This is a genomic window from Aeromonas sp. FDAARGOS 1407 (assembly GCF_019048725.1).
GTDB lineage: Bacteria > Pseudomonadota > Gammaproteobacteria > Enterobacterales > Aeromonadaceae > Aeromonas > Aeromonas enteropelogenes.
In genome coordinates, this window is sequence record NZ_CP077399.1 from 4,156,468 (window position 1) to 4,174,248 (window position 17,781).

At 58.5% G+C, this 17,781-nt stretch carries 29 protein-coding genes and 1 other RNA gene; all 30 read right to left on the reverse strand.

Translation table 11 applies throughout. From position 1 onward, the window contains the following. Positions 1-16 precede the first annotated feature (16 nt). Positions 17-766: a hypothetical protein gene (locus I6L37_RS19380; protein WP_216994216.1), complete on the reverse strand. Its 750-nt coding sequence runs from the start codon at positions 764-766 to the stop codon at positions 17-19. Beyond that, complete coding sequence (locus tag I6L37_RS19385) at positions 766-1,212, reverse strand: hypothetical protein (RefSeq protein ID WP_216992719.1); 447 nt, start codon at positions 1,210-1,212, stop codon at positions 766-768. Before I6L37_RS19385 ends, I6L37_RS19380 begins: the two co-directional genes overlap by 1 nt. Next, a complete protein-coding gene (locus tag I6L37_RS19390; protein ID WP_254203514.1) occupies positions 1,209-1,658 on the reverse strand; it encodes a gp436 family protein in 450 nt (149 codons plus the stop codon). Before I6L37_RS19390 ends, I6L37_RS19385 begins: the two co-directional genes overlap by 4 nt. After that, complete coding sequence (locus I6L37_RS19395) at positions 1,624-2,085, reverse strand: Rho termination factor N-terminal domain-containing protein (protein ID WP_216992720.1); 462 nt, start codon at positions 2,083-2,085, stop codon at positions 1,624-1,626. Before I6L37_RS19395 ends, I6L37_RS19390 begins: the two co-directional genes overlap by 35 nt. Positions 2,086-2,188: 103 nt before the next feature. Beyond that, complete coding sequence (locus I6L37_RS19400; protein WP_216992721.1) at positions 2,189-3,097, reverse strand: Mu-like prophage major head subunit gpT family protein; 909 nt, start codon at positions 3,095-3,097, stop codon at positions 2,189-2,191. Positions 3,098-3,141: 44 nt separating this feature from the next. Continuing rightward, on the reverse strand, positions 3,142-4,278 hold the full coding sequence (locus I6L37_RS19405; protein WP_216992722.1) for a phage protease: 1,137 nt from the start codon (positions 4,276-4,278) through the stop codon (positions 3,142-3,144). A gap of 223 nt (positions 4,279-4,501) precedes the next feature. After that, complete coding sequence (locus tag I6L37_RS19410) at positions 4,502-4,948, reverse strand: phage virion morphogenesis protein (RefSeq protein ID WP_216992723.1); 447 nt, start codon at positions 4,946-4,948, stop codon at positions 4,502-4,504. Then, positions 4,948-5,148, reverse strand: a complete 201-nt coding sequence (locus I6L37_RS19415; RefSeq protein ID WP_076495061.1) for a hypothetical protein — start codon at positions 5,146-5,148, stop codon at positions 4,948-4,950. The genes I6L37_RS19410 and I6L37_RS19415 overlap by 1 nt, the downstream gene beginning before the upstream one ends. A gap of 19 nt (positions 5,149-5,167) precedes the next feature. Next, positions 5,168-6,637, reverse strand: coding sequence for a phage minor head protein (locus tag I6L37_RS19420; RefSeq protein WP_216992724.1), 1,470 nt, complete (start codon positions 6,635-6,637; stop codon positions 5,168-5,170). Then, complete coding sequence (locus tag I6L37_RS19425; RefSeq protein WP_216992725.1) at positions 6,637-8,214, reverse strand: DUF935 domain-containing protein; 1,578 nt, start codon at positions 8,212-8,214, stop codon at positions 6,637-6,639. The genes I6L37_RS19420 and I6L37_RS19425 overlap by 1 nt, the downstream gene beginning before the upstream one ends. After that, positions 8,214-9,782 carry a terminase family protein gene (locus I6L37_RS19430; RefSeq protein WP_216992726.1) on the reverse strand — a complete coding sequence of 523 codons (1,569 nt, stop codon included), beginning with the start codon at positions 9,780-9,782 and terminating at the stop codon, positions 8,214-8,216. The genes I6L37_RS19425 and I6L37_RS19430 overlap by 1 nt, the downstream gene beginning before the upstream one ends. Then, positions 9,782-10,357, reverse strand: coding sequence for a DUF3486 family protein (locus I6L37_RS19435; RefSeq protein WP_058059546.1), 576 nt, complete (start codon positions 10,355-10,357; stop codon positions 9,782-9,784). The genes I6L37_RS19430 and I6L37_RS19435 overlap by 1 nt, the downstream gene beginning before the upstream one ends. A 2-nt stretch (positions 10,358-10,359) precedes the next feature. Continuing rightward, positions 10,360-10,656: a hypothetical protein gene (locus I6L37_RS19440; protein ID WP_005345917.1), complete on the reverse strand. Its 297-nt coding sequence runs from the start codon at positions 10,654-10,656 to the stop codon at positions 10,360-10,362. Continuing rightward, the gene (locus I6L37_RS19445) at positions 10,653-10,967 is read right to left on the reverse strand and encodes a DUF2730 family protein (protein ID WP_005345918.1); all 315 of its coding nucleotides are present in this window, start codon (positions 10,965-10,967) and stop codon (positions 10,653-10,655) included. The genes I6L37_RS19440 and I6L37_RS19445 overlap by 4 nt, the downstream gene beginning before the upstream one ends. Beyond that, positions 10,948-11,175, reverse strand: a complete 228-nt coding sequence (locus I6L37_RS19450) for a TraR/DksA C4-type zinc finger protein (RefSeq protein WP_095592516.1) — start codon at positions 11,173-11,175, stop codon at positions 10,948-10,950. Before I6L37_RS19450 ends, I6L37_RS19445 begins: the two co-directional genes overlap by 20 nt. A gap of 21 nt (positions 11,176-11,196) precedes the next feature. Further along, on the reverse strand, positions 11,197-11,418 hold the full coding sequence (locus tag I6L37_RS19455; protein WP_103243488.1) for a hypothetical protein: 222 nt from the start codon (positions 11,416-11,418) through the stop codon (positions 11,197-11,199). Beyond that, positions 11,411-11,728 (reverse strand): hypothetical protein, encoded by a 318-nt coding sequence (locus I6L37_RS19460; protein ID WP_103243489.1) that lies wholly within the window; start codon positions 11,726-11,728, stop codon positions 11,411-11,413. The genes I6L37_RS19455 and I6L37_RS19460 overlap by 8 nt, the downstream gene beginning before the upstream one ends. Further along, positions 11,725-12,300, reverse strand: a complete 576-nt coding sequence (locus I6L37_RS19465; RefSeq protein WP_216992727.1) for a glycoside hydrolase family 108 protein — start codon at positions 12,298-12,300, stop codon at positions 11,725-11,727. The genes I6L37_RS19460 and I6L37_RS19465 overlap by 4 nt, the downstream gene beginning before the upstream one ends. Positions 12,301-12,399: 99 nt before the next feature. Continuing rightward, positions 12,400-13,584, reverse strand: coding sequence for a hypothetical protein (locus I6L37_RS19470; RefSeq protein WP_115545105.1), 1,185 nt, complete (start codon positions 13,582-13,584; stop codon positions 12,400-12,402). Positions 13,585-13,729: 145 nt separating this feature from the next. Beyond that, on the reverse strand, positions 13,730-14,161 hold the full coding sequence (locus I6L37_RS19475) for a Mor transcription activator family protein (RefSeq protein WP_103243492.1): 432 nt from the start codon (positions 14,159-14,161) through the stop codon (positions 13,730-13,732). Continuing rightward, complete coding sequence (locus I6L37_RS19480) at positions 14,151-14,765, reverse strand: gp16 family protein (RefSeq protein ID WP_103243493.1); 615 nt, start codon at positions 14,763-14,765, stop codon at positions 14,151-14,153. The genes I6L37_RS19475 and I6L37_RS19480 overlap by 11 nt, the downstream gene beginning before the upstream one ends. Then, positions 14,762-14,932, reverse strand: a complete 171-nt coding sequence (locus I6L37_RS19485) for a hypothetical protein (RefSeq protein WP_182721786.1) — start codon at positions 14,930-14,932, stop codon at positions 14,762-14,764. Before I6L37_RS19485 ends, I6L37_RS19480 begins: the two co-directional genes overlap by 4 nt. Next, complete coding sequence (locus I6L37_RS19490; RefSeq protein WP_103243494.1) at positions 14,919-15,155, reverse strand: hypothetical protein; 237 nt, start codon at positions 15,153-15,155, stop codon at positions 14,919-14,921. Before I6L37_RS19490 ends, I6L37_RS19485 begins: the two co-directional genes overlap by 14 nt. Positions 15,156-15,199: 44 nt before the next feature. Continuing rightward, positions 15,200-15,269, reverse strand: an RNA gene (locus I6L37_RS19495) — hammerhead ribozyme type II. Between the two features lie 7 nt (positions 15,270-15,276). After that, positions 15,277-15,471 carry a hypothetical protein gene (locus I6L37_RS19500; RefSeq protein ID WP_103243495.1) on the reverse strand — a complete coding sequence of 65 codons (195 nt, stop codon included), beginning with the start codon at positions 15,469-15,471 and terminating at the stop codon, positions 15,277-15,279. A 12-nt stretch (positions 15,472-15,483) separates the two neighbouring features. After that, a complete protein-coding gene (locus I6L37_RS19505; protein ID WP_103243496.1) occupies positions 15,484-16,104 on the reverse strand; it encodes a DUF3164 family protein in 621 nt (206 codons plus the stop codon). Positions 16,105-16,114: 10 nt separating this feature from the next. After that, positions 16,115-16,294: a hypothetical protein gene (locus I6L37_RS19510; protein WP_103243497.1), complete on the reverse strand. Its 180-nt coding sequence runs from the start codon at positions 16,292-16,294 to the stop codon at positions 16,115-16,117. 11 nt (positions 16,295-16,305) lie between these two features. Then, the gene (locus I6L37_RS19515; protein ID WP_016350110.1) at positions 16,306-16,548 is read right to left on the reverse strand and encodes a hypothetical protein; all 243 of its coding nucleotides are present in this window, start codon (positions 16,546-16,548) and stop codon (positions 16,306-16,308) included. A 64-nt stretch (positions 16,549-16,612) separates the two neighbouring features. Next, positions 16,613-17,164: a transcriptional regulator gene (locus tag I6L37_RS19520; protein WP_216992728.1), complete on the reverse strand. Its 552-nt coding sequence runs from the start codon at positions 17,162-17,164 to the stop codon at positions 16,613-16,615. Continuing rightward, complete coding sequence (locus I6L37_RS19525) at positions 17,148-17,753, reverse strand: hypothetical protein (RefSeq protein ID WP_216992729.1); 606 nt, start codon at positions 17,751-17,753, stop codon at positions 17,148-17,150. Before I6L37_RS19525 ends, I6L37_RS19520 begins: the two co-directional genes overlap by 17 nt. Positions 17,754-17,781: the final 28 nt, after the last annotated feature.

Genomic DNA, 17,781 nt, shown 5'->3' on the forward strand with positions numbered 1-17,781 from the left:
GAACAACAAGCAGGGGTTAAACGGTGACCGGTCGATCCACATAGAAGGGGGCGGTCTCGCCATCCACGGCCAGCAGTTCCCCCTCCAGCTCGATCTCGATGGGCTTATCGCTCATAAAGTCCACCGCCTTCTTGGGGGACAAGCTGGCACGGGGCACCGTCAGTTTGATGGCCTCGCCGCTGACGATACTGCGGCCATCGAGCAGCAGCCGCGCCTTGATCTCCGGCTGGATGTTGCCCGCGATGCGGGTACCGGTCACCGCGTTATAGGTACCGCTGACCGTCAGGCTACCGCCATCCGCTACCGAGCCCTCCTTGATCGCCCGTACCAGCCCGAGCGCATAGTTGACCTCGATATCGGTACCCACCACCAGCGCGGTGACCCCTTCCTTGATGGCCAGGCCAGTCGAGGCAATATTGCTCTTGCCCAGCTGGGCCCACTTCGGCCAGGCGGGCAGCACGACCGGCAGATCTGTCAGCGTCCCGGCCCCCTGATTGATGGGGCTCTCCAGACCCATAAAGGCAGCGGCCAGCAGCACGGGCGGGATCTCGGTGGTCTTGATGGTGACCATGGCAGGCTTGGGAATGTGGTAGTTCTCCCGCGCCTGACCGTATTGCCCCTTGCGCTTGCTGGGAATCGAGATCTTCTGGCTGTCGGGTTTCACTTCCAGGCTATCCACATCGATGGGGCCAATCACCCCGGCCGAGACCCCGTTGGTAAAGGTCTCGATAAAGAGATCCCCTTCCAGGTGCAGTGTTTCGCTCATCATCGCTCTCCTTTGAATTTCACTCGGGTAGTAAAGGCAAGCGGCAAATAAGCCGCACCGCCGCTGTAACTGGGTTTGACCGGTGGGGTTTCGCGGCGAAAGGTACTGTCACCACATGCTCGCCCACTGACGGCCTGCAGGATGCGGGCAAGCCACACTCCGGCACTGACCTCCCTGGGGCTGGCGCGATGCACCAGCACCAGCAACCAGAGCTGATCAAAGCTGCTGGCCCGGCCTGACTGGGTGCCTTCGCTCTCACGTTCGCCCTGATAGACCACATGCACCGCCGGACTGTGCTGGCCCAGATTGGCGATGGCTGCCACATCGGTGGCCACAAACACCTCCTTGAGCCCCGCAGGTTTGAGGGGGGCCAGCAACTCACGCAGCCGTTCACCCGCCTGCAGGTAGTCGAGTTCGGTGCCAGACTGGTTGGCGGGTTGGCTCATAGAAAGCCCCCCTTATCCCGCCCGAACACCCGCCCATCCGACTGCAGTTGAGCCAGATTCTGGCTCTCCAGGGTGGCGCCATCGGATGCCAACCCCAGCGCCAGCTCCCCCTTGCCAACCGATTTCAGAAAGGCCAGGGCCGCCTCATTACGCTTGGCTATCTGCTCCGGGGCCTGTTCACCATAGAGACGGTGACGGGCGATATCGGCGCAGATAGGTACCAGGGCACTCGGGATATGGGCCAGCGGCAAGGGATAGCGACCCGCCAGATAGCCATCGATCAAGGCGCCTGCATCCTGCAGGGCGATGGTGATGGCCGCCTGATCCAGCTCACCGGTCGGCGTCATGGCCAGGCGCAGCAACTCGGCCTCGCCAAAGCGGATCACCATGTCATTGACGCTGGCATACATATCACTGCTCTCCGCTCTGGCCAGATGACTGCTCATCCTTGACCTGGTATTGCACTTCGGTCGCTGCGATCGCCGTCACCAGTTCGGCCTTCTTGAGCTTGGCCGCATCCGGGATACCCATCTGCACCGCCAGCGAGCGCAGGTCATCGACCTTCATCTCGGCCAGCGGCGTGACCTTGCCCGCCAGGGTAGCGACTCCCTCCAGATTTCCCGAACCGGTCAGGACGCCCAGTGTTGCGTCCAGATCCCCAGGCGCCGATGGTGCATCACCTGCCTGAAGGCTGGCGTCTTCAACCAACCGGACGACCACCAGACGCGGGTCGTTCTCCAAGGTCGCGCACTGCTCAGGCGACACAACCATCTCAGACTTGCCCGGTACAATCGGCAGGCCCGCGCGAAAATAGACCTGACGAACTGTTGACGTAATCCCCACTCGAATAGCCAGTTCCATCTCTTGTTCCATCTCATGTTTTCCTCGTCGTATCTGATAGAGAGGCTGTTTAAACCGGGGGTTAAACAGTGCATGGCAGCTGTTTAACCCCGCTTTAAACAGGCATAACGCAGGGTTAGAGGTAGTCAGCCACCACCAGCTCCAACTTGCCTTTCAGCTCGTTGCTACTGCTGCTATCCAGCTCTCGCTCCAGCATCTGGGTCGCCAACTTCTCAAGAGAGGGCGGTACCACCAGCAGAGTCGCTTTCACCCCAAGCTTGCGGCCACCATCGGCTTGAAACTCCCGCATCTTGGAGAAAGAATCCCACAGGTTGTCGGGGGTCAACGCCCGCTTGTTGGCAAAGGCCAGTTGCCAGAAGCCAAAGCCTGCGGCATCACGGCAATCGACCCCGTAACGGAACTCCTTGCGGGTGAATACCGCCTCGTCATCGACCTTGGTCATGGCAATCAGCTGCGGTGACTTGCGATCCTGGAAGATGACCGGCTTGAGGGCGCGGCTGGTATCGAGCAGGAACCAGGGCTCCCCCTGATAACCGGCATCCACCACCACGTTGGCAGTCAAGACAGGGGTACCTGTGCCATCGGCCTTGGGATAGACCGGGTGATCGGTGTCGAAGAAATACTGGCCGTCATAGCAAGGCGTGGTGAAGCCAGCACCGAGCAGACCAAAGCAGAGCTCATCGGGGTGAATACCCGCCGAACGGCCCATCTCGGCAAACATCGGCGCGTAGATACCCAGCTCGTCATCTTCGATATCGTTGCGATCGACGCCGACGGTGGCCTCGAAGTCTTCGTTGACGATCTGGTAACCGTGCGCCTTCATCGACTCGATCACCCGATCACCGACCCACTTGCGCAGATTGGGGAACTTGCCCAACCAGCCATAGGTGTTGGACTTGGTGGTCGATTTGATCACGGTAGCGATCTTGGTGTACTGGGCTGGCGCTTCACTCTTGGCGTCTTCAAAGTTCTTCTTGAAGCCGGTGAAGAGGGCCTGCAACAGCGCGGGTGTAATCATGGCCATACGGGTGTTCCTTCTCTGGATAAATGGCGTGGTAGGGTCTGCGTTTAAGCCTGCTTGGCCTTGGCAAACTCCTCGTGGCTGATACCGAGCTGGTCGGCGGCATACTTGTCATCCGCCGAGAGCACCGCATTCCCCGCTCGATCGGGCAGGGTCACCTGAGTGGTCTGGCTGGCAGCCAGTGCGGCAATCGCCGGACGGGGCTCCAGCAACGCCTTGAGAGCAGCCACCCCTTTCTGGGCGGCATAGGCGGTCAAATACTCCTCTTCTGCGGCCACCACCTTGCCCTGGGCACGGGCATCCTTGATCAGGGTCGCGGCATCCGTGGTCTCGACCTTGGCGCTTAAGCTCGCCACCTGAGTTACCAGGGCGTTATAGGTCTCCACCGGTACGTACTTGGCCAGGTCAATCTGGCCACTAGGTAGAGCCTTGAGCGCGGCCAGCGATGCCTTCTCGGCAGTGAGTGCCGCCTCCAGCTCCGGTGCTTTCTTGGCGCTGGCCTGCAGGCTGTCGAGCTCGGCGAGCGCCTTCTGCAGTTGCTCGTCAGTGGGATCGCCGGTCAGCTCGATGCCGAGCTTGGCCAGCAGCTTTTTCAGCAGTTCATTCATGGATGTCTCCTTGGAGGGGTTGGCCAGCTGGCCAGGTTGGGAAGCGGGTAGCGCACTGAGCGCCGCCAGAGCCTGCATACCCACCACACCGGGATCATTGGTGATGGCGGCCATCCGCAGTTCCAGCGGGCGGCCCTGGGCGTCATAGGGAAAGACGGCAGAAAGGAATCGGTACTCTTTGGCAGCCACCATGGCAGCGGCACGATCCGTCCAGCGCGGTTTGATAAAGAGGCCCTGCCCCTCGCGCCATTTGATCTCGTCACCGCTGAACCAACCGGCGGCCGGGGCCTCCTTGCCAGTTTTTTCGATATGGAGGGTCTGGTGGTCGTAGTCGATCAGGATGTCTTGCCCGAGCGCTTTGGCTCGATTGATCAGGGTGGTGGCGATGCTCTTGTCGAGCTGCCAGTGACCACCAGGAACATCAAATGGGCGGCCATCGCGGGCCTTGAACGGGCCGACCGGCAGCAACTGGTGCCAACCGTCGTCGCTCGGGCCAAGGGCTGCATCGAGCACTGCCAACCCCAGGGCGGTTGGTCTTGCATTCAAGATGGCCACGGCAATGGCTGATTTGGGCATCACTCTCACTCCGGCTGGTCACAGCAAACCTCATTGCGGCCAGTGTCATCGAACTGAGAATTGGGTGGGGTTTATGGTGGGTTACTGCATCACGGGATGGATCGGAGGGTAAGCTGGGGGGCGGCGATACTGTTTAATGGTGTTTAAACGCCATTTTCCTGACCTGTTCAGAGGGTAGACATGCCATCGTAGCCGCAAGGGGGCACCAGAAGCGCCCAGAAGCTCACGGAGCCTCGATGACTAAATATCCCTCCAGCGTCTCCAGCACGCTCTGTTTATCCTCTTCTGACAGCCCCAGATAGGGTCGCTCAGGCAGGTGGGTCTCCTCCCTGCCGAACTGGTGGGCGGCACCATATTCCATGGGCGAACCAAAGTAGAGGGCTCGGGGATCCACCTGATAGTCGAGGGTATCGCGCAGATCGTCGTTCAGACGCAGTATCTCATCGGCATGACGCGGCTTGCGGGCACGGTACTTCTCCGAGAGCGGGGCCCAGGGCTCCCCTTCCGGGCTCTCTTGGGCATCCCAGCGATCCCGGTGCGACAGCTGCAGACCTTCGCCAATATCGGCCAGCGGCTCACTGAGATCACCGGTTTGCTGGTAGAGCTTGGCCAGCAGTTCGTGGGCATCAGCCACCCCATGGTGGCTGATGGCAATAAAGCTACCGGCCATCAGGCATCATCCTCCATCCCTATCATGTAGGCGAATGCCTGTTCATCGGCATTGAGCAACGCAGCAGACCAGAGATCCCCCAGATACTCTGCCTCTTTGCCAGATGCCTTGGCACAAAGCGATGCCAGCGTTTTGACATCATCCAGCGTTAGCAGATCACCCGACTCAAACAAGGCGTTTGCTTGCTCCAATAGCTTCATTGTTCACTCCTTGCCATCGTCATTTGGATTTGGTGGTAGCCTGGGCGGCCTTTGTCAGCATGGCTTCGACTTGTGCTGCCAGCTCTGGGTAGTGCTCCATCAACTGCTCTCTGGCCAGAACCCACGCGGCAAATGCTTCTGCAGCCTTTTCACGGCGACTCTTGGCGCCATATTCAGTCAGCAATCCCAGCCTGCTAAGATCCGGCTCTCCTGCCCAAAAGTGAACTTGATGGCCAAGCTCATGCAACCAGGTAGAGATGCGCTGGGCAGCGGGCCCTAGGGTGTCACCAACATTAGACGATATACTCCAGTGTAAGCGGAACGAGTCCCCACTGCTACCGCGTGGCTGCCAGGTTCGTGGGCCCTGGTTAGCCTTGGCATCCGAGATAACTTGAGCAACCGCCGCCTGTACTGCCTGCATATCCACACCACCCAGCTTGTCTCTGGCAGCCACTTTAATCACCACATGGTCGGCCTGAGCAAAGGTAAAGCCGTTGGTCTTGGTTGCTCCACGCAAGGTATACCAAGCCCTGACACTGTTAGGATCCATCCCCAGATATTCACCTATCGCTGGCGCTACCTTCAGGCTGGCCGCCCCCTTCCCCATCTCGGCCTGCTTGATAAACAGCGTTTTGACCGGATGTGCCTTGAGGAACGCCGCCAAGGGTTCGCGCTGGGGAGCTGGCAACTGGGTCAGCAGATCACTCAAACCTTGGGCGGTGACACCTTTGACGCTGGAGAAGGCGCTCTCCACTATCCGCTCTGGCAGGCGCTCGGCCAACGCAGGCTTGGCCGCTTCGCGCTTGGTCACCACCTTGGTCAGGTCGGCCGGGGTCTGGGGCCGATAATCAAAGCCGGGGTCGATACCTCGGGGGATCTTGTGCAACTCCCCGGTGGCCTTGTCCACCCACTCATATTCGCCATCGTCCGGGGCCTTGCCGACCACCAAGCCACGCCGCTTGAGGTCTGCCTCGGAGAGCAGAAACTTCTTGCACTTGCAGCCATAGCCATTGCTGGGGCTGTGCGTCTCCCACCAGGGGTGATCCACCGGCAGCACTAGGTTGTTCCACTTGAGGTGCAACTCCCTGGGGTGCTCGGAGTCCCCATGACGATAGAGCGCATAGGGGCGTTTGTGCTTGATTCGCTGGATCTGTTCCTCACGCCCGGCGTTATAGCTCTGGCGCAGGTTGGTCTCGAAGATGACGCGGGAACGCCACGACGCCGGGCCGGTATGCTCCCAACCGTGGCGGGCCACAATCTCCTTGAACGCCTTCTGAAAGGCCCCGATGGATTGACCTTCACTGATCGCCTTGTCTACCGCCCCGCGCAGGTCAGCCAGCAGATCCGTCTTGGTGGCCCCCGCCACCATAAAGGCGCGGTTATGGGCATCGCGCCACACATCGGCCCAGCGTTCGCTCGGCATATCGAGCTTCTGGCGAAAGAAGGCGATCGCCTCGGCAAAGGGCAAGGAACCATAGCGAACGGGCATCAGCGGCCCTCCTCCATCTCAAGCATCCCGAGCAGCTCGCTGGCGGCGATGGCTTGCGCCATCAGCGCACCCAGTTCGTCATGGCTGAGCTCTGGTTCCAGCGCCAACAAGCCATCCCGGATCTCTTCCAGGGTAGTGGCTTGCATCACCAGTGCCTGGACAGCATCGGTCATCCCCGCCAGCAGAGGGGCCGCCTCGGCCTGCAGCCTGGCCAACTGGGCATCGTTGTTATCCCCCTTGTCGGCCTCACCTTTACTTGCAACCAGCGCGGCCAGTCCCTTTGCTTTAAGCGCGGCCTCTCCCTGCCCGGCCTGCTTGTCCACGATGATCAGTACCTGCTCCCCCTCCTTGGGGGCCGGGATCTGCAACTTATCCCGCACCCACTGCGCCGGGATCTGCATTCCCATCCCCACCAGGGCCCGCAGCGGATAGGCCAAATCGCGCATATCCTCCGGCTCGGTCACATCAAACTCCAACCGGGGGCAGCGGCGCGGGCCCTGGTAGCTCTTGCCATTCAGGGCATAGAGCGGATAGACCAGATCTCGGGTCAGGGTAGCGGCCAACTGGCGCAGGTCGGCATCCCGTACCTCCTGGCGCACCTCGTTATGGACATTGCCCAGGGCATTGGTCGAGCTCTTACCATCGGCTTGTGAGGTCAAAGTGCCCCCCAGAATGGCCTTGCTCATGGAACGCTCGCACCAATCCATCATCACCACGAAGGGATCAGCCTGACCACTGGCGGCGTTCTGGAACTCAATCTCCATCCCGCGCGGGATAATGCCCCCGGCGTTATGACCGATGGAGAGCACCGCCTGCAGCAGGGTGGCCTTCTCTTTCTCGGTCGCGCCTTCCGGGTATTTGCCCAGCCGCACCGGCAGGCCGTAGATTTCCAGAAACTCGGCAAGATCCCGCACACTGTAGTTCTTGAACAGGAACGGCCAGACCAGGGTGCGGACAAGGCCGGTGCGGGCCAGATACCCCGATTTTGACTTGGCCTTGTGCAACAGCCAACCAAACGGGTTGAGTGCTACCCCTTCATGGCTGTTATCACGCAACCGCAGCTGGTTGCGATCGTCCGGGTGGGTCTGAAACCAGGCGGGATCGCGCCAGATGATACCCTTGGGGATCTGCAGCCCCTCGACCATCTCCCAGCCGCTGAACTCCTGGGCACTGAACCCCTTGAGGATCCCGTCAGTGGCGTCAAAGATGGCATCATCCAACCAGGTGAAGTCCTCTAGCAGTTCCCGGATAAGCTCGGCATCGCGCTTCTCGGCTGGGGTGGCATTGCGGGGCGGCTCGATTGTCCAGCTCACCCCAAGCAGGGCTCGGCGGCGTTTGCCGAGCTCGCTCTGCAGGTGGGCATCCTTCTCCTCCATGTCTTCGGCCAGCTCGCACTGAGCGATCAGACCCCCTTCCTCGGCCTCTTTCAACGCAGCAGCCGCTTTGCCTGGGGTCAGCCCGATGGTCGGGTGATCGCTGTAGTGACGGCGCAGCTGGGCCAACTTGGCATCGTTCTCGGTCTGCGGCTCTTTTTCCAGGCTCATGGCTTTGCCATGGATATCAATGATCCTGCCCATTACCAGGCTCCTCGCTCATATCTGTGATAGTCATCGTTGTTGTCGCTGCCATGGTCATCACGTTTACCTGGTAGTGGTGTGAACTCGATGGCGCCCCCCTCCATCCAACTGGCCCGCACCGCCATGGCCAAGGCCACCGCAAAGTCACCGTGGCGCTGTTGGCCCCCTTGGCCGGTGTTCTTGCCCTTGTCGATCTTGGGGATGCCGTTGATGACCTGGATTTTCCCCAAGTCATCCTGCACATCTGCATGGCGCGGGATGGTCAGGTTGCCATCCTCAAATTCTGCCTTGAGCTTGGGCATCCACTCCCGATACCAAGGGTCATTGAGCATCACGCACTCGATCATGCTGGCGCCCCAGCGCAGTCTGGCAGCCTCTGCCAGATAGCCGCCGTTACCGGTAGCATCGAAGGCTGCCGCCGTGAAACGGTGCAGCCCAATCAGCAAATAAAACAGGATCTGGCGCTGGCTCTCATAGGGGGCATTGACCAGCTCCACCACAAAGGGCACCCGTTTGCGCAAGTTGGTGGAGAGGGAGAGCGGCACAAACACCGACAAATCCCCCTTGCGGGCGAAGTCCTCTCCAAACGCATGGCGACAATTGCGATCGAGCGCTTCCAGACAGGGCTTGAGGTTCTCCTCGCACCAAATATCCACCACTGCTTTGCGGGTCTCCTCGCTCGAGAGCTCGAAGTCTTTGGGGGCGGTAAAGCGCAGGATGGGGATATCCGGTTGCATCGCCCGCTCGATCAGGGTGCGCTTGATATAGACGCCGCTGCTCTGCTTGGGTACGCAGAAATACTCCTCAAGGGCATCCTCTTCGGTGGCGGTGGCCTTGAGCAGCCCCGCCTTCCAGGCGTCCTCTGCTTCCTGTGTCCAAAGGCCGTCCTTGACCTGGCAGATCCGGCGATAGAGCCCCTGGCGGCAAGCATCGTCCAGGCTGATGGTATGGATGGAATACTCTTTGCGGCCCGCTCGGCTGTCGTTGATGAGCTGGTTAAACAGGTTATCGACGCCGTTATGGGTACTGATCAAGCGCACCTTGGCGCCCCACATGGTCAGCGCCATGGCGGCCTTCAACACCTCGGCCAGTCGGTCGTGGAAAGCAGCCTCGTCGATGGTCACATTGCCCTGCATCCCCCGCAGGTTGGAGGGGTTGCTGGAGAGCGCCTGCACCTTGAAGCCAGAGGCGAAATAGACCACGAAGGTGAGGATCGCTTTATCCTCATCGTCGGTGAACACCTCCTCCTGGATCTCACCGGCCGCCTTGTTGTACGCCTTGGCCCACATCGCCACCGCATCGATAAACTCGCGGGCCATCTCCTTGTTGCTGCCCACATAAAAGTGGTGGCAACCCCCGGCCGTCTTGGTCTTGGAGGCCGTCAGGGCAGCGTCGGCCGCCTCAGCCCAGGTGATACCGGTACGGCGGCTCTTCTCGGCAATCTTGAGCGGGCTCTCGTCGGCAATCCAGATCCGTTGGTACGGCAGCAACACCTCGTCGGAGTTGTATTCGGTACCCAGGGTCTGGGCTAACTGCTGGGCGATAGGGGTCTGAGCAATGGCGGTCATCAGGCAATCCCCAGGATTTCGCGGCGTATCTCGGCGGCGGCTTCACCGCTCAAGCCCGCCTGAGTTACGATGGCTTCAGTCTTGGCGGCGATCTCTTCGGCAAATGCCTGGCGGATCTCTTTCTCCCGCTTATGACTCTGCATGGCTGTGGATTCGAGCCGCTGAGCCGCCAGCATGGCGTTTTTCAGCATGTCGATATCCACCGCCTCCTCCGGGTTCTGTACCTGAGCCAGCATCGCCTTGAACAACTGGGAACGGCCCAGCTCCAGAATGAGCTTGGTGGTCTCCCCCATCGGCTTGTCGCCAAGCTGAGAGGTCAAGGCGGCCGTGGTTTCACGCAAATCCCGCAGGTGCTGGCCGACCTGTTCAACCTGGCTGGCATGACGGCTTAACCCGGAGCGGGAAAGCTTGAGATCATCGGGCAACCCCGCCTCCTCGATCAGACCGTTGATTTCATCCAGGATGGCGGCCTGACTGTTGCCTTTGTCCCGCAGCATCTCGTTGAGCGCGTTGCGGATAGACTCAGGCAGCAGCCACACCTTGCTGGCGCGGCCTCGGGTCGGTTTCTCGGCCATGCTTAATCCTCCGCTCGGGGCTTCTTGACGCCGGGCACCGTTGCACGGCCCTCTGCCGCGTCCTGCCCACGACCGGTCAAGTGAGCCACCTGCACCGTGGCCAGTCGCTCGATGCGCACCAGCCCCTGCTCTTCCAGCCAGGCCAGCAGGGTCTTCACCCGATCCCGCGTCACCCGGCCGGTACCCAGCTGGTCGAGGCAGTCATTGAGGATTGACTCGTTGGCGGCACCACCGATATCCAGCAGGGAGCGCAGGATCACCAGCCGCTGCTGGGCGTCCAATATTTGTTGAATGCTCATGGCTTCTCCTTCTGTACGGCGGCGAGCTCATTTTCCAACAGCAGATCGGCAAGGCGACGGGCTTGGCGCAGCTCCGGCTTCACCTCCCGCAACTCCCCCCGCAACTCGCTGATCTCCAACTGCAGCTTGTGCAGCTCACGCTCGCTCGGCAGATCAGCCAGTACCTGCTCCACCCGCTGGACTCTCTGCACCAGGGCAGTGAGGTCTTCGCGCTTGGCGTAGGTTTTGGAGAGCAAGATGATGACCACCAGACCCACCAGGCTGGCCAACGCATAGAGCGGGCCCCAGTTCTTAACGATGAAATCCCACACGGGTCGCCTCCTTGCGCTCATACAGGGTCTGGCACTCAATACAGCGCTCGGCACCAGGCTCGGCGGCAAGGCGGGAGGGCGGGATGGCTTCGTCACAATCGCAGCAGATACCATCACCGTGTGGCCTTGCCCTGTTCTGGTGGGCTTCGATAATGCGCCCAGTCCGATCGGCATCGGCCTGCTGGGCGCGGTCTATGAGGTTTGTCACATGACCTCTCTCGTATGGCTACTAACGGACGGTATGTGTCGCCTTGATGCGGCCCCAGATGGCGAGCAGGCCACCCACCGCACTGGCCAGATCCACCAGGGTGGATGCCAAGCTGGCTTGGGTACCCGCATCGACCGGCACACCGAACAGGCCCGCAATACCGGCCCCCACGGCAATCACACCACCGATCACGGTGCGGCTTTTGAAGGCAGATTTCGTTTGAGGTAACAGGGAATCAGGCATGATGGACTTCCTTCTTTTTGGGGTGAAATAACGGAGGTTGGCAATGACGGGCACGGGCCCGCAGGCGATCCAGTTCGGTCACCGAACGCCACCCTTTCTCGAACAGGGATTGAAGGGTCTGGTGGTGGCTATAGAGCGGGATCGCCTTCGGGTCAGCGATCTGATTGGCCAAGGCGGCCTTGAGATGGGCTTTGCGCCCATCCTTGAAGCAAGCGAGATAGCGGGGGTTCTTGAGCTCAGGAATGCCAAAGTAGCCCGCAGCCTGGATCGCGACCGCCACCTTCTGTTGCTTGATGGACAGCACGCTCATGCCACCACCTCGCCAACCACGTCGGAAAGGAGGTAGCTCTGCAGACGCAGCAGCCGGTTGATCCAGCCATCGGCATTGGCCCATTGACTCGGGTCTTTGCGCACAATTCCGTGCATGAAGCTGGCCCGCTGCATCATCAGCGCCAGCAACAACTGGCCTTCGCCCTTGGCGCCCAGTTGCTGCTTGAGCCTACCAATCGACACTGGGCCAAAGCGGCCATCTGCCATCACCCCCAAGACCTGCTGCAGCTGTTGGATGGCGCGTTTCGGCCCGTGATGCACCGCTGCATCAAACACGGCGATAGAAAGGGCCGGGCTTAAGCTGGCAATCAGGTCACAGCTGGCGGGAGCCCAGTAGTTCTGGCGGTAAAATGGCTCGGTATGGGCGGGGGTCAGATCACCGATAGCGATATCGGGTACCCCATCCCGATCGAGGTCGGCCATGCCGTCCTTCTTGCCATCGGCGGCATCGGCAATGCCGTACTTGGTATGACCACCACGGTCGGCGGGATGGTTGACTTCGCCCCCTTCCACATCGGGACGGAGCAGCCATTTAAGAGCGAGTGATAACATAAAGGCCCCTCGGTGAACTGCGTTATCAGCAGCGTACCGAGGGGCCTCTATGGCTGGGGTTTATGGTGGGTTACTTCAAGTTAGTGTGAATGGTGCTTCTTAAAGTCCAGCATCATTATGTTCTTTAATTTCTTCGTCACAGATATTTTTATTGGAGAAGCTATATTCGAGCGACAAATACCCTTCTTGTCCATTGGTTGCATTGGCCACAAGGGCGACTTGAGATAGATCATTTGGCAATGACTTCTTCCCTCCCTCCCAAACACTGAAGAGGTAACGATCCTCTTTATGTAAACCCATCATCCAATCCTGAGGCTCCTTCCATATTGAACCAGCGACTAAAAAGTCAGTTCTCTTGTGGGAGCCATATCTTTCATCTAATTTTTTTTCAAAATCATCATATTGGCTCTTTAATTGAACGCCGTGACCATTTGCCATGATATCTTTTCCAATCCCTTTAACCCAGCAGAGTCCTGATTTGTCAGATATTTTCACTGCATACTGTTCAAATTGAGGGTGAGGTTTGGGTGGATTATCAAACAGATAAACCCCTTTACCGGCCGGTTTAAGCTGCCCTTTAAACATCTCCGTTGTCATACCCATGGCCAAGCCAAATGGGCCGTCGGCAACAAGCATTGGATTATCATCAGCTATTGACTCCGGTGCTGGTGCTGACACTACTGTATTAGTTTGGGTTGCTGTAGTGGTCTCAATAGGTTTAGTTGCTGGTGCTGACTCCACGGAGGTTCCGATAGTCATTGATAATCCATATTTCGCAACCAAATGTTGCTGCTCTAACATCGCCAATGTCTGTTCTTGAGTTGCGACCGTAGACTGACTAATTGCTGCAATAAGACCACCGCTATACATGGCCGCTTTCGCCTTAGCCTCAACCAATTGCTGTTTTACCTGCTCAATTTCACTTTGCAGTGACTGAGCACGTCCTGGGTCAGGTTGACTGGTAGGTGCAATGACTGTCACCTTTGCACCAGTTTCAATAGCTTGAATGCGCTGGTTAACTATGTCTCTGCTCAACTTCAGTGTTTCTTCTCGAACCTGCTTGATGGTCTTAATCAGTCCACCGTTGTACTGTGCAATTTCGCCAGTAACAGTCTCGATTTCTTGCTCCAACTCACCCCTTTCCTGTTTAAGCTGATTGACTAACTCTTGCTCTTGTGGGGTCAAAGTTCTTTGCTCATTACAAGCTGGAAGGATAAATATTGAACACACCAATAATGCTATCTGAGTTTTTTTAAGCATTGCATCCCCTAATACCTGATTCATTTACTAATCATCAACTCTTGTACGGAGAGTAACTTAATCCATACGGCATCCGAACACTGATAAGCCAGCCATAAAAATGAACCTCATCAAATGAGGTCCTTTCATATCTGTGATGAAGTACGCAATTTACTGACAGCCACCTCAGTTACCTAAACAGGTCTGGCTGATATCGCAGTCGAGTCAGTTGCCGCTGTTCCGCCACCACCGCATAGGTCTGCGGCACCGACAGGCCATGCTTGCGCGCCAGCTGGTCGATATTGCGACCGTTAAACTCATCCCAGATGGCCCGATCACGCAGCGCGGCCTTGAGATGATCCCCGGTGGGGATGTAGTAGGCACGCCCCCCCATGTAATGGGCCTGTACCAGCGCCAACTTGCGGGCCTGAGCCTTGGCCAGATCCGGCTCCATCCCCCCTCTGACCAATTCGCAGGTCAGCACATCGACCAGCTCACTCAGGGCTTTTGGCCATTTGGCCGTCAGTTCGGTGGTCGGGATCTGATCCAGGCGATCGACAAGCTGCCCCAGCGACTCATGATCATCGGCGAACAAGTCCAGATTCTCAGCGTTAACGTCCATCACTCATCTCCTCAAACGCCGCCACAACGGCCTGATACCCGGCCACTCGCCCGGACTTCCCATTGGTGGGGACGGTTTTCTTGGCCGCGACAAGCCGGGCAACCATCTCCCGCTTGTGCCAGTTTTTCAGCGACTCAAGCACCTGGTAAGCCAACCCATCGGTGAGCCAGGCCACCTCTGCAACGCCGATGCCGTTGTTAAGCCGTACTGTTTGCCGCTCAACATAGTGATTCAAGGCCGTCTCGCTGCCATCGCGCAGCAGGCCGTGGCGGTGCATGGTGATCCATACTGCCCTGATCACATTTATCTCGGCGGTTTTGGCATGGGCCCCACGGGCTGGGCTTAAACGCTTGATCCCTCCCGCTTTAACAGGGCGTTTAACCGTCGGTTTAAACCCTGCCCCCTTCATGGCCAGCAGCACCTTGTCCAGCTCCTGGATTGTCAACTCGGCCGCCGAACGCTTGCCGCTCTGCAGCTCAAGCAACGCCCTATAGGTCTCCTCATCGAGCCCCAGGGTGCGCCTGCCAACCTGAACCAGACGGATCAGGCGGGTACGATCACCACTCTGCGCAGCATTTGGCTGATTGTTAGCTAAGGTGTTCAATTCCCCCTCCCCGTCTTTTTCATCCAGATTTGCCCAGCAGCCACCACATCCGGCCCACTGCGCCACTGAGGACAATGGCTATCGAGCCACTGCTCAGCCTGCTGCTGGCTCAGGTTGCCAAACTTCATTACGTAGGCCAGCAGTCGTTGCCAGTTAGACATGGCCATGGCTGACCTCCAGCGCCGCCGTTCTGGCTTGCTGCAGCTCAGCCACCAGTTGCCAGCGCATCTGGCTTGCTTCCCCCGCCAGGGCAAATAACCCCTGGGCGCGGGCCTCTCTAATAAACTGTTTGAGCTGTTTGCACACAGCCCGTTTTTCAGCGGCCTCCAGTGCAATGGCTGCGGTGCTGAATATCTTGGTAAGCCGAATATCCATCTCTGTTTTAGTCATCGCCGTGCTCCTTTATCGAGGCGGTGAAGACCTGGGCCCAGATCGTTTGGTTGCTCATCAGTACCCGGCCACCACACCGGATAGACAGGGCGGCAGTGCCGCCCTGTTTCGCATCGGGCTATTACTCGAACTGCAGTGGCGTCACCTCTTGATGCTCCTCGGCATTGAGGGGCGCAGGCCCCAGCCCCAGCGCCCAGAGCAAGGCGGCCTTGATGCCATCCTCATAGGTGTCGTCGGGGTAGCAGGTACCCTCGGTTTCGGTGATTTGATCACAGAGCAGCAGTTGCTCTTCGGCTTTTTCCACGTTGATTTCCATCACACCTCCTCCCTATACCTTGGCCAGATCCAGGCTCATCTGGATGTAACGCCCCTGGGCGTCACGCTCATAGAGCCGCAGATATTGGCTGGTACCGGTCACCTGAATGGCATCGGCGATCGCCTGCATGGCCTGCTCCCAGTCGGCGTCTTCGATGTTGAGCTGACGAAGGGAGAGCACTTGGTTCACGTCGATATGACCCGCCTTGGAGACCCGAAAAGCGTGGTCAACCAGGGCCCGCAGCTTGGCATCAGCCCCATCGCTCCAGCGCGCGATGCACTGGTCAATCAGTACCTTGGCGGCCTGGATCCGTTCATCAAATTTGCGGTGCTCCCCCACCGCCCGAATGAGCTTGTAACGACCATCAAAACTGAGCAGGGTCACGTTGCCCTTGGTACCGCCCCACGCCACGCCGTACTGCTCGGATGACAGGTCAATAAAGTCGTTGATCTGCTGCATGGCGCTAATCTTGAAGGCGGCCAGCTGCGAACGCTGCTCACGGGCAGCAGCAATGACACCCATCACCACTTCATCGCGCAGCTTGTCAGCCGGGGCGATCAGGTTTTCCGGTACCCAGTGCCCCTGGGCGTTCTGGCGCATCGGGGTTGTACTGCTGGTTTGTGCTTCTTGCATGGGCTTCTCCTTAATGGATCTTGTTGCTGCCGGGCATCTGATAGCACACGGCGGCAGCCTGCTGTTTCACTGGGCCGAGTACCTGCTCTTCCATGTGAGTCGCACGGCAAAATTCGAGGAACTTGGGTAATTGACGCAGCACGACCTTGGCCAGTGCTTCGTCTTCGATATCGAGCTCTATCTTGGCCATCTCCATTCTCCTTATTGGCGCCAGTGCAGCAGGCAGCCGCCAAAGCGCACCAGGGCGACCTCCCGAACCACGCCAGCCAGGCATTCGCGGCTTAATACGGCGCGGGCCTTCATTGCTTGTGGCAGAGGGCCAGTGACGGCCAGCAGCGGGGTGTGGCGCACCTGGCTGGTGCGGACTTCATATCCTCTGGCCGTCAACCAGTGGCTGAGCTGTTCGGCAGTCTTGTGCAAATTGCTGCGCAGATTCTTTTTCATCCCGTTCTCCTTGTGATTCATCACCGGGCCCACTGCTTATTCCGAGCCCAACCCCTGCCAACCGTTATTTGCCTTCTTGCTTGTCGAGCAGTCGGTTGTATTTGATACCCATGATTTTCAGTTCTTCCGCCAGCAGCTCACTCAGGATGCGTAGCGACGAACTGGCATTCTCGCCATCGCTCTTGGCCTGACGGCGTAACCTGGAGAGGGTGGCCTCGGCGTCATAGCGAGCCGTTTTCTGTGACCCTTTGCCCTGCTCTACCGATAACCGCATCGGGCGGCGCAGTTGTTGCTCCTCCGTCAGCTGGCTATGGGGACAACCTGAGCGGCAAGCCTTCCAGAGCTTGATATCCATCGGGCTGCTGCCCACGTCACTGGGGCCACGGCGCTGATGGGCAAGGCACTGATGAACAGGGATCGCGCCAAGAATTGGGCAAATCACCTTTTGACCCATCAGGTTGCCCTCAACCAGCATCTGCACCCGCGCCAAATCGCCTGGGTATTTCTCGTTACACACCTGGCTGATAAGGGTGCGCGACAAGCCGAGCTTTTCAGCCACCACCGCCAGTGAAGTGGCGGCGACCTCTGCCTTTAACACCTCAAGCCACGTTTCCATGTTCACCCTCCTCAACCAGGAACGGATAAAGCCGTTGCTGGTTCTGATCCCAACAGCCATTTCTGCGAACAATTGGGGCGTGGCGGCCGGTATCTCTTAGCAACCGGTATTTGGCAACCTCCCCAAGGTGGGGCATTGCCTTCGCCAGCACTTTCACATAACCCGCTTTAGTCAGTGCCTTGGTATATATCGCGGCATGGTTGCTGGTTGAATTTGATGTCATAGCCAGCTCATTCAACGTAAATGCGCGGCTAATCTTCATGGTGTTCCACATCTTCTGCTGAGTGGTTTTACGCCGACTTTTCCGCTTCACGCGAGATTTAACAGGGCTTTGGTTGGTTCCAAATTTCGGTGAATTACTCAGATCCAAAACTTGATAACGATTGCAGCCAAAGACCTCCCTTTGACGTAATTTCCCCTCAACGACACAATGAATATGCCCACTAGCCAGCCAGCGACGCATTAAGGCGTAAACATTCGCCTGCTTTATTTCCGTCGCGGCCAACAACTCACGAAGATCGAAAGAGTCCTGCTTACACATCCACAACCAAGCCTCTTCCGTCTTGGATTTACCACTCATATCAACCACTGGTATCCCTCCCGTGCTTTGTTGTTAT

Coding starts and splice junctions, on each gene's coding strand:
- I6L37_RS19380 (WP_216994216.1), bottom strand. CDS start 766: ATGAGCGAAACACTGCACCTGGAAGGGGATCTCTTTATCGAGACCTTT.
- I6L37_RS19385 (WP_216992719.1), bottom strand. CDS start 1,212: ATGAGCCAACCCGCCAACCAGTCTGGCACCGAACTCGACTACCTGCAG.
- I6L37_RS19390 (WP_254203514.1), bottom strand. CDS start 1,658: ATGAGCAGTCATCTGGCCAGAGCGGAGAGCAGTGATATGTATGCCAGC.
- I6L37_RS19395 (WP_216992720.1), bottom strand. CDS start 2,085: ATGGAACAAGAGATGGAACTGGCTATTCGAGTGGGGATTACGTCAACA.
- I6L37_RS19400 (WP_216992721.1), bottom strand. CDS start 3,097: ATGGCCATGATTACACCCGCGCTGTTGCAGGCCCTCTTCACCGGCTTC.
- I6L37_RS19405 (WP_216992722.1), bottom strand. CDS start 4,278: ATGCCCAAATCAGCCATTGCCGTGGCCATCTTGAATGCAAGACCAACC.
- I6L37_RS19410 (WP_216992723.1), bottom strand. CDS start 4,948: ATGGCCGGTAGCTTTATTGCCATCAGCCACCATGGGGTGGCTGATGCC.
- I6L37_RS19415 (WP_076495061.1), bottom strand. CDS start 5,148: ATGAAGCTATTGGAGCAAGCAAACGCCTTGTTTGAGTCGGGTGATCTG.
- I6L37_RS19420 (WP_216992724.1), bottom strand. CDS start 6,637: ATGCCCGTTCGCTATGGTTCCTTGCCCTTTGCCGAGGCGATCGCCTTC.
- I6L37_RS19425 (WP_216992725.1), bottom strand. CDS start 8,214: ATGGGCAGGATCATTGATATCCATGGCAAAGCCATGAGCCTGGAAAAA.
- I6L37_RS19430 (WP_216992726.1), bottom strand. CDS start 9,782: ATGACCGCCATTGCTCAGACCCCTATCGCCCAGCAGTTAGCCCAGACC.
- I6L37_RS19435 (WP_058059546.1), bottom strand. CDS start 10,357: ATGGCCGAGAAACCGACCCGAGGCCGCGCCAGCAAGGTGTGGCTGCTG.
- I6L37_RS19440 (WP_005345917.1), bottom strand. CDS start 10,656: ATGAGCATTCAACAAATATTGGACGCCCAGCAGCGGCTGGTGATCCTG.
- I6L37_RS19455 (WP_103243488.1), bottom strand. CDS start 11,418: ATGCCTGATTCCCTGTTACCTCAAACGAAATCTGCCTTCAAAAGCCGC.
- I6L37_RS19460 (WP_103243489.1), bottom strand. CDS start 11,728: ATGAGCGTGCTGTCCATCAAGCAACAGAAGGTGGCGGTCGCGATCCAG.
- I6L37_RS19465 (WP_216992727.1), bottom strand. CDS start 12,300: ATGTTATCACTCGCTCTTAAATGGCTGCTCCGTCCCGATGTGGAAGGG.
- I6L37_RS19470 (WP_115545105.1), bottom strand. CDS start 13,584: ATGAATCAGGTATTAGGGGATGCAATGCTTAAAAAAACTCAGATAGCA.
- I6L37_RS19475 (WP_103243492.1), bottom strand. CDS start 14,161: ATGGACGTTAACGCTGAGAATCTGGACTTGTTCGCCGATGATCATGAG.
- I6L37_RS19485 (WP_182721786.1), bottom strand. CDS start 14,932: ATGGCCATGTCTAACTGGCAACGACTGCTGGCCTACGTAATGAAGTTT.
- I6L37_RS19490 (WP_103243494.1), bottom strand. CDS start 15,155: ATGACTAAAACAGAGATGGATATTCGGCTTACCAAGATATTCAGCACC.
- I6L37_RS19500 (WP_103243495.1), bottom strand. CDS start 15,471: ATGGAAATCAACGTGGAAAAAGCCGAAGAGCAACTGCTGCTCTGTGAT.
- I6L37_RS19505 (WP_103243496.1), bottom strand. CDS start 16,104: ATGCAAGAAGCACAAACCAGCAGTACAACCCCGATGCGCCAGAACGCC.
- I6L37_RS19510 (WP_103243497.1), bottom strand. CDS start 16,294: ATGGCCAAGATAGAGCTCGATATCGAAGACGAAGCACTGGCCAAGGTC.
- I6L37_RS19515 (WP_016350110.1), bottom strand. CDS start 16,548: ATGAAAAAGAATCTGCGCAGCAATTTGCACAAGACTGCCGAACAGCTC.
- I6L37_RS19520 (WP_216992728.1), bottom strand. CDS start 17,164: ATGGAAACGTGGCTTGAGGTGTTAAAGGCAGAGGTCGCCGCCACTTCA.